Below are 12,862 nucleotides of genomic sequence, written 5' to 3' on the forward strand. Positions count from 1 at the left end.
GATAGTCGATTTTAACAACCACTATCTTGGCTCATTTGAAGCCGTTATGGGAGGAGAGGGTCCATACCATTAATCCAACTTGATATTAGTTATCTAGACCGTAACCCAAACTGCGCAGTGCCCTTTCATCATCCGCCCAGCCCGACTTAACTTTGACCCAAAGTTCTAAATAGACTTTTGCGTCGAATAATACTTCCATATCTTTGCGTGCTTCCATGCCAATAGTTTTAAGGCGTTGACCGCCTTTACCAATGACCATACTTTTTTGGGTATCACGTTCAACTAAAATCAAACCATTGATACGGTAGATACCATTTTCAGCCAAAAGAAATTGCTCAATTTCCACTGTAATAGAATAGGGCAACTCATCACCAGTAAAACGCATTAACTTTTCACGTACAATTTCTGATGCCATGAAACGGCTTGAACGATCGGTGATGTAATCTTCTGGAAAATAAAACTCACTTTCAGGCAAAGTAGATAAAACTAAACTACGTAAATCATCTACATTTTTTCCCGTTTTGGCTGAGATTGGCATAATTTGTTGAAAGTTATGTTGCTCGCCTAACCATTTGAGGTGAGGAAGCATGGTTTCTTTATCTTTAACGTTATCTGACTTATTTACGATTAACCAACACGGCGAGCCAGACTGCTGAATTTTGGTCAACACCATTTGATCATCTTCAGTCCATTTTGTACCTTCGACCAAAAAAAGTACTAAACCAACATCACCAATAGAACTCGATGCTGCACGATTCATAAAGCGGTTTATCGCGCGTTTTTCTTCAATATGTAATCCTGGCGTATCAACATAGACGGCCTGTCGGTTTTCTACAGTATCAATACCCATTATTCTGTGACGAGTTGTTTGCGGTTTACGTGAAGTGATACTAACTTTTTGACCTAATAGCCTATTCAGCAAGGTCGACTTACCTACATTCGGGCGGCCAACAATGGCAATCATTCCACAATATGTTTCGGCACTCGACTTTTCATCAGACTTATCATTTATCATTTATTAATTTCTCAAATGCTTGCTTTGCGGCTTTTTGTTCGGCTCTTCTTCGGCTATTACCTTTACCCACTACAGCTTGTTTTAACCCTTCTACACTACACTCAACATAAAAGGTTTGTTCATGTGACTTACCTTTTATTTCAGTGACTTCGTACAACGGTAAAGGATGTTTATTAGACTGAAGATATTCTTGTAAACGGGTTTTGTCGTCTTTAGAAACAGCTTCTGGGTCGAGGGCTTTAAGTCTTGGATCAAACCATTCCAAAATTAACGCTTCACATTTATCCATTCCCGCTTCTAAATAAATGGCGCCAATTATAGCTTCTACTGCATCGGCCAATATTGAATCTCGGCGAAACCCCCCACTTTTAAGCTCACCTGGACCTAAGAGTAACAATTCACCTAAGTCAAATTCTCTAGCTAATTCAGCCAAGGTATCACCTTTTACTAAACTTGAGCGCATTCTGGTTAACTTACCTTCGGGCTGCTTAGAAAATCGTTGGTACAAAGCTTTGGCTACGACCATCCCCAATATAGCGTCACCTAAAAATTCTAATCGTTCATTGTGTTGCTTGCTAGCACTTCTGTGGGTTAAAGCCTCGACTATATTAGCTTCATCGCCAAAGGTGTAACCCAAGCGTTTGTACAAAGGTAAATAAGGGTTAACAAGTGGCATTTATTTTATGCTACCTACTCGTTCAAACCTTACACCAGTTGGGATCCAACCGGGTACCCAACTACTAGGAACACGGTCAAATTCAAAACTGATCCAAATAGCCACCGCTTTACCCACTAAATTTTCTTCTGGTACAAACCCCCAATATCTTCCATCTTCGCTATTATCTCTATTGTCTCCCATAACGAAGTATTGCCCTTCAGGCACAATCCATTCATCCGCCTGTGTTCCCGGTTGTGAATAATAACGACTAGCGTTAGCTCTGCCTTGAGTACGATATATTTGGTGGCTGACTTCGCCCAATTGCTCGGTGTATTTTTCTAATGGTGCAAATTGCTGAAAGGCCTCTCCTCTACTTTCAAACTTTAGATCTATACTTTGAAATGACGGACAATTTTCGGCAGTATCGCAAGCTGGTTTCACCTGAAGCTGTTTATTTCTATAAATAACCGTGTCACCCGGTAAGCCCACAACACGTTTTATATAATCTAGTTGAGGCTGAGGTGGGAACTTAAACACTACTACATCCCCCCGTTCTGGCTCACCTAAATCGACTAATTGTTTTCTCATTACGGGGTCTTTTAGCCCGTAAGTAAACTTTTCAACTAGGATAAAATCCCCTACTAACAATGTTGGCATCATTGAACCAGATGGTATTTGAAACGGTTCATATAAAAATGAACGCAACACCATAACAAAAGCAATAACTGGAAAAATTTGTTGGGCGGTATCAACCAACCAAGGTAATTGAGCATCCTGCTCTAAAGCGGATGTGGCACCGCTAGAACTGGCAGCAATTGCCATTCGATCACGACGCTTAGATGCAAACATTATGCTATCAACTAACCAAATCAATCCCGAAGCGACTGTGAGTACAACCAAAAAAATTGAAAAATAGTTAGCCATTTATTTACCTACCTTCAGCAGTGCTAAAAAGGCTTCTTGAGGCAGCTCTACATTACCTACTGACTTCATACGTTTCTTCCCATCCTTTTGTTTTTGTAAGAGTTTTTTCTTACGACTGATATCACCACCATAACACTTGGCGGTCACATTCTTACGCAGCTGTTTAATGGTACTACGAGCAATAATTTGATTACCAATAGCTGCTTGGATAGCAATATCAAACATCTGACGAGGAATCAGTTCACGAAGCTTATCAACTAACTGACGACCGCGAGTAACGGCATTGTCTTTATGCGTGATCATCGCTAGTGCATCAACACGCTCTGCGTTTATGAGAATATCCAAACGGGACATTTCAGCCGCTTGGAAACGTTTAAAGTTGTAATCTAACGAAGCAAAACCACGACTAGTGGATTTCAATCGATCGAAAAAGTCCATGACTACTTCTGCCATTGGCAAATCGTAGGTAACGGCAACTTGCTTACCATGATAAGTCATGCTCGTTTGCATACCACGCTTTTCAACACAAAGAGTAATAACATTACCTAAATACTCTTGGGGCACCAATATATGCGCTTCGACAATAGGTTCACGAATCTCTTCAATATCGTTAACCGCTGGTAACTTTGAAGGATTATCTACATAAATAGTTTCGCCATTATTGGCGATCACTTCATACACAACAGTAGGAGCGGTGGTGATCAAATCCAGATCATATTCACGCTCTAAGCGCTCTTGGATAATTTCCATATGTAACATACCAAGGAAACCGATACGGAAACCAAAACCCAATGCTGATGAACTTTCGGGTTCAAAGAACAATGAGGCATCATTCAGACTTAATTTAGCCAGTGCGTCTCGGAAGTCTTCATAGTCATCTGAACTAATAGGAAACAGCCCCGCGTAAACTTGAGGTTTTACTTTCTTAAACCCCGGTAGGGCTTCAGGAGCGGGTTGCCTTGCTAAAGTAATAGTGTCACCTACTGGTGCACCGTGGATTTCTTTTATGCCAGCAACAATAAACCCTACTTCACCCGCTCTTAATATCCCTGTATCTGTTGCTTTGGGTGTGAAAATCCCTACTTTGTCAGCTTGATGAATACCATCAGTAGACATAATTTTAATTTTATCACCTTTGCGTAACTCACCTTGCATAATACGTACTAGCGATACTACACCTTGATAATTATCAAACCAAGAATCAACAATCAATGCCTTTAACGGTGCATCAATTTCGCCTTCTGGTGGTGGTACTTGACGAACAATAACTTCAAGTACGTCCTCTATTCCGATACCGGTTTTAGCCGAACAACGCACTGCATCAATAGCATCTATGCCAACTATATCTTCAATTTCTTCTGCAACACGGTCAGGTTCGGCTTGTGGTAAATCAATTTTGTTAATGATAGGTACCACTTCCATGTTCAAATCAATGGCTGTGTAACAATTCGCCAATGTTTGAGCTTCAACTCCCTGTCCTGCGTCTACAACTAACAAAGCACCTTCACAAGCAGCAAGTGAACGTGATACTTCATATGTAAAATCGACATGCCCTGGCGTGTCGATGAAGTTTAATTGATAAGTCTGACCATCTTTTGCAGTGTAATTCAGCGTGACACTTTGCGCTTTGATGGTAATCCCCCGCTCTTTTTCGATATCCATAGAGTCGAGCACTTGCTCAGACATTTCTCTGCTGGACAATCCTCCACAATGCTGGATTAGGCGATCAGAAAGGGTAGATTTACCATGGTCAATATGAGCAATAATTGAGAAGTTACGTATGTGCTTGTGTTGCATAAAATTTTAGAAAATTACCAATTGTTTTTGTTTCCAAGCAACTAGTTAAACAAAGATCAGTCGCTAAAGTATGGGACAAAAAATTAAATAGGCCGGAATTTTACAGTTTTATCGGTCACTTTGCGACACAACAAAAGCATTGTTTGTGGGTTTTTGTAAGAGAAAATGCAGCTTAGACTTGTTTGACTTGAATATTATCTATTTTTAGAGGAAAAACTTTAAGAATCCGAGGGTAAAATTCTCCTTGATCGGCATCGCTTAAAAAGCGTCGAACAAAGTTAAAAGTTAAATAAGTACAAATAGCCGCGAATAATATCAGCCATCCTTCAGCTTTTAATCCCAGCAAAGGTAAAATGTGTTGTCCGGCTAGAGCGGATAAAACAAGAGCTAATAAAGGTAAACAATAAACTAAAGCGGAAGCTTTGAGTAAGTTTTCTTCAGGTATGCCTAAACTGACCTTTTGCCCCACTTCAACCATTTCATTTAAACGAAAGCGTAAGGTTTCTCGTTTACTTGCGAAAACTTTCGCTATGGCGCCAGTCCCGCAATTGGACTGAGCTTCACAACTTCCACAAGTCGACTTAATTTGTGTTTCAACAAATACTACTTGCTGAGAGTTGTGCTGCTCAATTGCACAAATCACCCCAATTTCTTCAATCATTTAATTGTTTCTTCGAACTGATTTAGCAATGGCATTAGCCGTAGCTGCTGGAAGTTTACCAATAATTGTAATATTAAGTTCACCATGTTCAATGGTTAACAATGTGTCTGACTGAACCGTGCCGACTAAATTTTCTTGCGAGGTATTGCCATCCCTCTTTTGCAGATACACAGATACATCAACCAAACCATCACTTAACATAATGTATTCAACCACTTCTCCCGAACCAGACAAGCGACGGAAGTCCCTTTTTACGATTGTCATTCCTGTTGGGATATAGCCAATTGTCCAGAGTGAATTAAGAGGTGCGCTGGGACTAAAACTCACAACATCAGGCAACATTTCAGGTTCAATTTTAGCAAAGAAAGGGTCGGGCTCTTTGGTTACTTGTAAACCAGTTATTTGAATTTGCTCTAAAAGCTGTGCCTCATGACCAAACATATTCATTTTTAACAACAAACCTGTTTCTTGATCAAGCCAAACATTAAAGCCGAAGCGACTCTTATCTTTGCTAATGATCCTAATTTGTTGTGCCGAACGACCAGAAATGCGGCTTCGACCAACCATAATAAATTCATAACTCTGCATTAGTTTTTCAGGACGTTGGAAAATTTCGCTTGGAAATGGCCCATTGATTATCGAAGACTGCAGACTATAAGGTGGCACATTCGGTTCAAAGTAACTCACTTTATTGCCAATCCGAACCACTTCCCGGCCAGGTCCATTCAATAGGTTTAACTGCTCCATTTCAATGCCATCTTCATTCACGCCATGACGCCAAAGATAGGGTTGGGAGTCAACACCTGGCTTTAACAAAATAAAGGAAATGGAGTAATTGAGAGACTTAACAGCATCAGACATCTTCACCAACCATGCTTGAGCACTATCTGATGGATAAGAATTAGAAGATGTGTTGTTAGTCGGTTCTTCCTGCGCAGAGACTTGCAAAGGAAGAAAAATATAGATCAGCAGAGTCAATACGACTCTGCTAGAAATTTTATTGCGGGGTGTTTTCAACAATGTCTGGCTGCGCCTCTTCATTTTTAATATTTTGATCCGGTATCACAGATTCACCATTACTTAGTTGAATCGTTTTAAAACGTAATTGTTGTTTGTGATCCGTCATATATGCATTAATCCGGCGTCTTTGTTCAACCGCACTCGAGTTAGGTATATCACGAGTTTGATCAAAACTCACTGGCGATAAACCACCTTGAATTCCTGGTATAGGCGGAGCTGCATTAAATGGCTGGTCAACGTCACTTTGATTAAACTGTTGAACGCCAATTATCATTGCGACAGCAACCGAAGCGGCAATGGCCATTTGTCCACCCTGCTTGGCAAAAGGAACAACACTGCCAACTAATGGCAAATCACGCCACGTTTTCTTTGGTGCTAAGATTGCAGGTTCTGATTCTAATGCCTGAGCCACTTTATCAGCAATATCAAAGTTAATATTTACTGGGAGCTCTTTGCGCAAACCATCACGAATAAGATGATAACTTACCCATTTTAGCTTCAAGTCAGCGTCATTTTTAACAGCATCTAACACATTGCTGTTCGATGATGTAAGAGCGTCATGCTCTCCATCGACTAAGGCTGACAAATTTTCAAATTTTTGCGACATACAATATGATTCCCGCTAATTTAATTTTTACTTTGATAAAAAATCAATCATTCATTAATAATGGTTGAATAACTTTATCTAATGCTTCTCTGGCCCTAAATATTCTCGACCTTACGGTGCCTACAGGGCAATCCATAACATTAGCAATATCTTCATAGCTTAACCCTTCAAGTTCACGCAGGCTAATGGCCATACGTAAATCTTCAGGCAGCTTGTCCATCGTGTCAAACAAAAGCTTTTCCATTTGCTCTGACATCAAACTTTTTTCGGGTGAATTATTCTCTTTCAACGCATCACTACCGTCATAATAATCTGCTTCATCAGCATCAACATCACTTGCTGGTGGCTTCCTTCCTTGAGAAACTAAATAATTTTTGGCACTGTTAACGGCTATTCTGTATAGCCAAGTATAAAAAGCGCTATCACCTCTAAAATTGGGTAAGGCTCTGTAAGCTTTGATAAACGCTTCTTGCGTTACATCAGCCACATCTCCTGAATTTTTTACATACCTAGAGACCAAATAAGATACTTTGTGTTGGTACTTTGTTACCAACAACCCGTAAGCGTTTTTATCTCCGCGCTGTACTCTTTCAACAATTTGTTGATCTGCTATCTGCTCGCTCATTCGAGCCCTTACTCCTGTGCGAAAATATACTACGGCTCATGCAAGCACTACTATTGACTGCATGAATTTAGAAAAGTTCGCTCATAACCATTTTTTTTTCAAATAAATCAACTATGTGTAATAAACTAACCATCAATAATGGACATATACTCACATTCAACTACGAAAAGCATTGTAATTTATAATCTGTAAATTAGTATTGCCCGACAAATCCTCTACTTTTACCTAGTTTACCCTATGCACAACACAATTGAACATCAGTGTGACGTACTTATTATAGGAAGTGGCGCCGCAGGTTTGAGTCACGCCTTAAAATTAGCAGATCATTGCCAAGTGATAGTGTTAAGTAAAAGTGATATTTCAGAAGGCTCAACCAAATATGCTCAAGGCGGTATTGCTGCTGTTTTTGATGAAAATGATTCAATAGCATCACATGTTGAAGACACTCTTTTAGCCGGTGACGGTTTATGTGACAAAAACGCTGTAGAGTTCACTGCTTCTCAAGCCAAATCCTGTATGCAATGGCTGATAGATTTTGGAATGCCATTTGATCAAGAATCATCCGAAAGTGGTGAAACTCGATTCCATTTGACTAGAGAAGGGGGCCATAGTCACAGACGTATTTTACATGCAGCTGATGCCACAGGTGCCGCGGTGCAAACAACCCTAATTGAAGCGGTACAGCACCACCCTAACATCCATTTATTCCAGCGCTACAACGCCGTTGATTTAATTAAAAGTAAGCTAACAGAAAATCACTTAATAGGTGCTTATGTATGGAATAGAAAAAAAGAAAGGGTAGAAGTCATTCGTAGCAAATTTGTATCATTAGCAACAGGTGGTGCAAGTAAAGTTTATCAATACACTTCTAATCCAGACGTTTCTAGTGGTGATGGTATTGCCATGGCTTGGCGTGCTGGATGTCGTATCGCCAATATGGAGTTTAACCAATTTCATCCTACATGTTTATATCATCCTGAAGCGAGAAACTTTTTAATTTCCGAGGCCTTGCGAGGTGAAGGTGCCAAACTTTGTCATCCGGATGGCACTCCTTTTATGCATAAATTTGATAAAAGAGGTGATTTGGCATCCCGTGATATCGTTGCCAGAGCGATAGATTTTGAGATGAAACGCTTAGGTGCTGATTGTATGTATTTGGACATAAGCCATAAACCGAGTGATTTTATTGTAAAACACTTTCCCAATATTTATCGAAAATGCAGGTCTTTGGGTATTGATATCACTCAGCACCCCATACCTGTGGTACCTGCTGCACATTATAGTTGTGGTGGGGTCGTCACCAATAATGATGCAAAAACTGATATTGCCAACTTATATGCTATTGGAGAGGTAGCTTATACTGGACTGCATGGCGCAAATCGAATGGCAAGCAATTCAATATTGGAATGTATAGTGTATGCCCATTCTGCCGCTCAACATATTACGTCAAGACTAAATGAAAACTTTCCAGATGAACCAATAAAAGCTTGGGATGAGAGTAAAGTGAGTGACTCTGATGAGGAAGTCATTATTCAACATAATTGGCATGAGTTGCGCCTATTCATGTGGGATTACGTTGGTATCGTTCGCACCAACAAACGTTTAGAACGAGCTCATCATCGAATTGAATTACTACAACAGGAAGTAAATGACTATTATTCAAATTTTAAAGTCAGTAACAACCTACTAGAGCTTAGAAACTTACTCACGGTTGCTGAGTTAATAGTCAAATGTGCTAAACAACGCAAAGAAAGCCGAGGTCTGCACTTTAATTTAGATTATCCAAATAAACTTGATAACCCAAAACCTACAATAATAAAAAACACATCAGATAGAACGAATATTACCGATTAGGTGCAGAAGATGTTGTTCGTTATGAGCGTTAACACCTTCCACCTTAAACAACATCGAATCACTTTCTTTTTCAGACGTAATAGTTTGAACAGCCATGTTAACTTGAGACGGTAAATAAAGTGGTTGTTTGAAGGTGGTGTTAACCTCATAAGCTTGGGAAAGTAGAATAGGGTCTATTTTCTCTAAAGCAGAAATACAAAAAGACTTAGTCCACATACCGTGAATTATATGCTGTTTAAAACCGAATAACTTAGCCGACCATTTAGTTAAGTGTATTGGATTATAATCGCCAGACACTTTTGCGTATTGTCGCCCTAACTCACTATTAAGCATCCAAGTTTTATTTATCGGATTAGTAAGCATTTCCGACGAAGGTTTATCTGTAGATTCTACCGTCTGTCCATGATTGGTGCGAAATAAATTAGTGCTGATCCCTTGCCATACAAGTTCAGAATGACTATAAAATTTCACTTCAATTGAAAACAACCATCCCTTTGGGTGTAACTCTAATTGTCCAAAACAACTAGACACAGTTAGCTTTTCATCCTTTTTAATCGGCCTAATCTGCCTTATTTGATTGTTAACATGTACTAGTCCTAAAATAGGAAATGGAAACGTTGGCAGTAGAAGTAATTTAACATGCAGACCAAATGCCAGTGAATGTAAGTAACAAGGATGAATAGTCTCAGACGCCCGATCCCACCCTACTACTTGATGAAAAGCATTATAAGCAGACTGTTCCAACTTAACGCCATCAAAATAATAATCATGACTAGGCAATGAAACTTCGGAAGGTGCAAGCATATTGTAACGAGATTTTTTAAATGCCGCCTTGAGTAACAACGTCTTAAGATTTGGCAAACTAGACAGTTTAGTTTCATCCTTCTGGAATAACGTCATATATCAATCTTTACCTGCAATTTGCTGTTGGTAAATAACCGCGCGACTTAGTCGACGAAAATCTCGCTCTGTGACTTGGTCTCTGTAAATTAAACACCACTTTGAACGACGACAATTAACAGGAGAAATTAAATGAACAAATAACAAAAGACTACTGACTCTAGATTTATCGGTAATTTCCCAAGCAACTTGCTTATGTTTACTTGTTTCTAACCAATCCCCTAGCAGCGAAAAAGTGACCGGACTTAGCTTTCTACGATAATTACTTAAGACCGCCCTGAAGAGAAAATACGAAATGATGGAAATGACCAACGTTTGAAGTAATACCTGATTCAGGATTATATTTGACTGCCAATATACTACGGACAACACTAAACCCACATAAGTTAGACACTGTAAAACCAGCAATAAGCGAGACGGTTTAAACTCAACTCTATACTTTGACACGACTCAAAATATGCTGAATCATTTGGTTAAACTCTTGATCTTCACAGGCTTGATGCCCCATAAACCAAGCATACAAATCAGGATCATCACTGGTTAACAAGCGCTCAAATACTTCTTGCTGCTCGTCAGACAACTCATTAAAACCGCTTTCTGCAAAAGGCATGAATAATACATCAAGCTCTAACATCCCACGGCGACATGCCCATTTCAATCGACCATATCGTTTCTTATCAAACATTTGTAACCTCTTATCCTAGATATATTTCTAGCTTAAACCTGATAATCTTCCCTTTTCAAGTATCAATAATAACAGTAATAACGGGTTGTTTTCAGATTATTCCTTGCTAAATCAAACTCGTACCCCATATTAATCCTAGCGTTGATTAGCAATAGAGTACAAATGTATGTCACAACTACCATTAGATCAATTTCAACCCAAACAATATGCCAATAGACTTAAAGATATCGGAGTCATCCAGCTCACTGGAGAAGAAAGAACCAAGTACCTTCAAGGTCAAGTAACCACGGATATCAATAAACTAACTGACAAAAATTCGCTCTTAGCATGTCATTGCGATTTCAAAGGAAAAATTTGGAGCCTTTTTTACACTATCGTTTGGAAGGATGCCATTTTATTAATCACACATAATTCTGTGCTAGAAAAATCCCTCGCTGAACTAAATAAATATGGCGTATTCGCCAAAGTAGAGATCACCAACCAAAGTGATGAGTGGCAAATAACAGGAGGCTCTGGAGAGCTGTTTAAAACCGCAATAAATGAAATATTTGGTGAACTACCTACTGGTGCTGGAAACGTTATATCCAACGATTATGGCTTAGTTATTTCTTTTGAACATCCAGAGCAACGCTACCTTGTTTTACAACCCAATGATGCTAACAAACAATTGTCCTGTGACGTTGCACCCAATAGTGAGCAATGGGAGATAGCAGATATAAGAGCCGGTATAGGTGACATCCGTGACACATCAATAAACGAATACGTGCCACAAATGTTAAACCTTCAAGCTCTAAATGCCATCGATTTCGAAAAAGGTTGTTATATGGGGCAAGAAGTGGTCGCAAGAACAAAATACTTAGGTCGCAATAAACGTGCTGGGTTTATTTTAAAAACAGAGTCCGAAAACCATAATTTAAGTGGTGAACAGTTAGAATACCAAATAGGTGAAAACTGGCGCCCTGGAGGGAAAATACTCCGCAGTGGTTCAGACTCGGGACAAACGTGGGTATTTGCAGTTTTAGCCAACGATACCGAAGTAGGTAGTTCTTTTAGAGTAAAGTCTTCACCTAATACAATCTTCGTTACTCAAGCACATCCCTATCCTTTACAATAAACTATAAATTTTTAGACTGGAATAATATGAATATAGCTAATAATACTGTTGTCACTATCCACTTTACTGTTTGTTCATCTGACGGAACACAAATCGACACGTCTCGAAATAGTGAACCTATGGTTTTCTTACAGGGCAGTCATTTTATGATCCAAGGGTTAGAAAATGAGCTAGAAGGAAAATCAATAGGAGACAAGTTTGTCATCGACATCGCCCCTAACCTTGCTTATGGCGAACGACATGAAGAATTAGTACAAGCAGTGCCTAAATCAATGTTTGAAGATATGGACGTCACTCCAGGCATGACCTTCAGAGCAACAACAGATGATGGCGAACAATCGGTAATGATAATCGACGTCGAGGATGAAAATGTCATCGTTGATGGCAACCATCCATTGTCAGGTCTTACGCTAAACTTCGATGTTGAAGTCTTAGATGTGAGAAAAGCAACTGAAGAAGAAATTTCCCATGGTCATCCACATACAGAAGGTGGGTGTGGTCACTCTCACTAAGTTATAAAACAAGTATTTTAAGGCGCTCAGTAGAGCGCCTATTTTTTTGTGTATACTACTTTCCAATTCCCGAAACGCAAAAAGTCACCCTATAAAGGTGGCTTTGTACTTAATTGGGAGTCTAGCAATGTACTACTCTCGCAGGAGGGTTCAGCAAATTTCTTTAGCTGCACCGCAGCGCCCAGCTGAACAACGAGCCAAGGAAGGCGAGTTTGGGTGCATATCATCAAGGACGTGTATTTGACTACCTAACCGATTTTCAACATAACCAATCTGATTAAAGCGTAGGTGCAAAAAAGGGCTACCCATACGGATAGCCCTTTCTCTAATTGGGAGTCTGTCAATGTGCTACTCTCGCATGGGGGTGGAAGCGGAGTCTTTTAGGAACACAGTTCCTAACGCTGGAACGAGACAAGCTACGCTTGGCTCCGGGAATCCACTTTGTGATGGTTTTCTGCTGTGTAGCAATGCGCATTCGCGCTTAAGTACT

Annotated in this window: 14 protein-coding genes; 3 read left to right on the top strand and 11 right to left on the bottom strand. The window is 39.7% G+C overall.

Going from position 1 to position 12,862, the window contains the following annotated elements; genetic code table 11:
* Positions 1–85 precede the first annotated feature (85 nt).
* From era to rpoE, 8 genes are all read right to left on the bottom strand, one after another.
* Positions 86–1,015 carry a GTPase Era gene (gene era / locus QZ488_RS18950; protein WP_293751672.1) on the bottom strand — a complete coding sequence of 310 codons (930 nt, stop codon included), beginning with the start codon at positions 1,013–1,015 and terminating at the stop codon, positions 86–88.
* On the bottom strand, positions 1,005–1,691 hold the full coding sequence (gene rnc, locus QZ488_RS18955; protein WP_293751674.1) for a ribonuclease III: 687 nt from the start codon (positions 1,689–1,691) through the stop codon (positions 1,005–1,007). The genes era and rnc overlap by 11 nt, the downstream gene beginning before the upstream one ends.
* Positions 1,692–2,597: a signal peptidase I gene (lepB, locus tag QZ488_RS18960; protein ID WP_293751676.1), complete on the bottom strand. Its 906-nt coding sequence runs from the start codon at positions 2,595–2,597 to the stop codon at positions 1,692–1,694.
* Positions 2,598–4,394: a translation elongation factor 4 gene (gene lepA / locus QZ488_RS18965; RefSeq protein WP_293751678.1), complete on the bottom strand. Its 1,797-nt coding sequence runs from the start codon at positions 4,392–4,394 to the stop codon at positions 2,598–2,600.
* Between the two features lie 172 nt (positions 4,395–4,566).
* Positions 4,567–5,055 (bottom strand): SoxR reducing system RseC family protein, encoded by a 489-nt coding sequence (locus tag QZ488_RS18970; protein ID WP_293751680.1) that lies wholly within the window; start codon positions 5,053–5,055, stop codon positions 4,567–4,569.
* On the bottom strand, positions 5,056–6,075 hold the full coding sequence (locus QZ488_RS18975) for a MucB/RseB C-terminal domain-containing protein (RefSeq protein ID WP_293751682.1): 1,020 nt from the start codon (positions 6,073–6,075) through the stop codon (positions 5,056–5,058). It lies immediately after the preceding gene.
* Positions 6,053–6,682, bottom strand: coding sequence for an RseA family anti-sigma factor (locus QZ488_RS18980; protein ID WP_293751684.1), 630 nt, complete (start codon positions 6,680–6,682; stop codon positions 6,053–6,055). The genes QZ488_RS18975 and QZ488_RS18980 overlap by 23 nt, the downstream gene beginning before the upstream one ends.
* A gap of 43 nt (positions 6,683–6,725) precedes the next feature.
* Entirely contained in the window at positions 6,726–7,307 is a 582-nt protein-coding gene (rpoE, locus tag QZ488_RS18985) for an RNA polymerase sigma factor RpoE (protein WP_007623369.1), read from the bottom strand.
* Positions 7,308–7,544: 237 nt separating this feature from the next.
* Between rpoE and nadB the strand changes: the two genes are divergently transcribed.
* Positions 7,545–9,161 carry an L-aspartate oxidase gene (nadB, locus tag QZ488_RS18990; RefSeq protein ID WP_293751687.1) on the top strand — a complete coding sequence of 539 codons (1,617 nt, stop codon included), beginning with the start codon at positions 7,545–7,547 and terminating at the stop codon, positions 9,159–9,161.
* Here nadB and QZ488_RS18995 read toward each other — a convergent pair.
* The 3 genes from QZ488_RS18995 to QZ488_RS19005 are packed head-to-tail and all read right to left on the bottom strand — an operon-like array spanning position 9,135 to position 10,746.
* A complete protein-coding gene (locus QZ488_RS18995; protein ID WP_293751689.1) occupies positions 9,135–10,061 on the bottom strand; it encodes a MaoC/PaaZ C-terminal domain-containing protein in 927 nt (308 codons plus the stop codon). The genes nadB and QZ488_RS18995 overlap by 27 nt on opposite strands.
* A 3-nt stretch (positions 10,062–10,064) precedes the next feature.
* A complete protein-coding gene (locus QZ488_RS19000) occupies positions 10,065–10,508 on the bottom strand; it encodes a protein YgfX (protein WP_293751691.1) in 444 nt (147 codons plus the stop codon).
* Positions 10,495–10,746: a succinate dehydrogenase assembly factor 2 gene (locus QZ488_RS19005; protein ID WP_293751693.1), complete on the bottom strand. Its 252-nt coding sequence runs from the start codon at positions 10,744–10,746 to the stop codon at positions 10,495–10,497. Before QZ488_RS19005 ends, QZ488_RS19000 begins: the two co-directional genes overlap by 14 nt.
* A gap of 166 nt (positions 10,747–10,912) precedes the next feature.
* Between QZ488_RS19005 and ygfZ the strand changes: the two genes are divergently transcribed.
* Together ygfZ and QZ488_RS19015 are read left to right on the top strand one after the other, a co-directional pair.
* Positions 10,913–11,860, top strand: a complete 948-nt coding sequence (gene ygfZ / locus QZ488_RS19010; RefSeq protein ID WP_293751695.1) for a tRNA-modifying protein YgfZ — start codon at positions 10,913–10,915, stop codon at positions 11,858–11,860.
* 26 nt (positions 11,861–11,886) lie between these two features.
* A complete protein-coding gene (locus QZ488_RS19015) occupies positions 11,887–12,372 on the top strand; it encodes a peptidylprolyl isomerase (RefSeq protein ID WP_293751697.1) in 486 nt (161 codons plus the stop codon).
* Positions 12,373–12,862 lie beyond the last annotated feature (490 nt).

Source organism: uncultured Paraglaciecola sp. (genome assembly GCF_913020055.1).
In the GTDB taxonomy this organism is placed as follows: Bacteria; Pseudomonadota; Gammaproteobacteria; order Enterobacterales; family Alteromonadaceae; genus Paraglaciecola.

What these genes read in the sequence shown, in the direction of transcription:
- rpoE (WP_007623369.1), bottom strand. Translation starts at nt 7,307, where the DNA reads ATGAGCGAGCAGATAGCAGATCAACAAATTGTTGAAAGAGTACAGCGC.
- QZ488_RS18980 (WP_293751684.1), bottom strand. Translation starts at nt 6,682, where the DNA reads ATGTCGCAAAAATTTGAAAATTTGTCAGCCTTAGTCGATGGAGAGCAT.
- nadB (WP_293751687.1), top strand. Translation starts at nt 7,545, where the DNA reads ATGCACAACACAATTGAACATCAGTGTGACGTACTTATTATAGGAAGT.
- QZ488_RS18995 (WP_293751689.1), bottom strand. Translation starts at nt 10,061, where the DNA reads ATGACGTTATTCCAGAAGGATGAAACTAAACTGTCTAGTTTGCCAAAT.
- lepB (WP_293751676.1), bottom strand. Translation starts at nt 2,597, where the DNA reads ATGGCTAACTATTTTTCAATTTTTTTGGTTGTACTCACAGTCGCTTCG.
- QZ488_RS19015 (WP_293751697.1), top strand. Translation starts at nt 11,887, where the DNA reads ATGAATATAGCTAATAATACTGTTGTCACTATCCACTTTACTGTTTGT.
- QZ488_RS19005 (WP_293751693.1), bottom strand. Translation starts at nt 10,746, where the DNA reads ATGTTTGATAAGAAACGATATGGTCGATTGAAATGGGCATGTCGCCGT.
- lepA (WP_293751678.1), bottom strand. Translation starts at nt 4,394, where the DNA reads ATGCAACACAAGCACATACGTAACTTCTCAATTATTGCTCATATTGAC.
- rnc (WP_293751674.1), bottom strand. Translation starts at nt 1,691, where the DNA reads ATGCCACTTGTTAACCCTTATTTACCTTTGTACAAACGCTTGGGTTAC.
- ygfZ (WP_293751695.1), top strand. Translation starts at nt 10,913, where the DNA reads ATGTCACAACTACCATTAGATCAATTTCAACCCAAACAATATGCCAAT.
- era (WP_293751672.1), bottom strand. Translation starts at nt 1,015, where the DNA reads ATGATAAATGATAAGTCTGATGAAAAGTCGAGTGCCGAAACATATTGT.
- QZ488_RS18970 (WP_293751680.1), bottom strand. Translation starts at nt 5,055, where the DNA reads ATGATTGAAGAAATTGGGGTGATTTGTGCAATTGAGCAGCACAACTCT.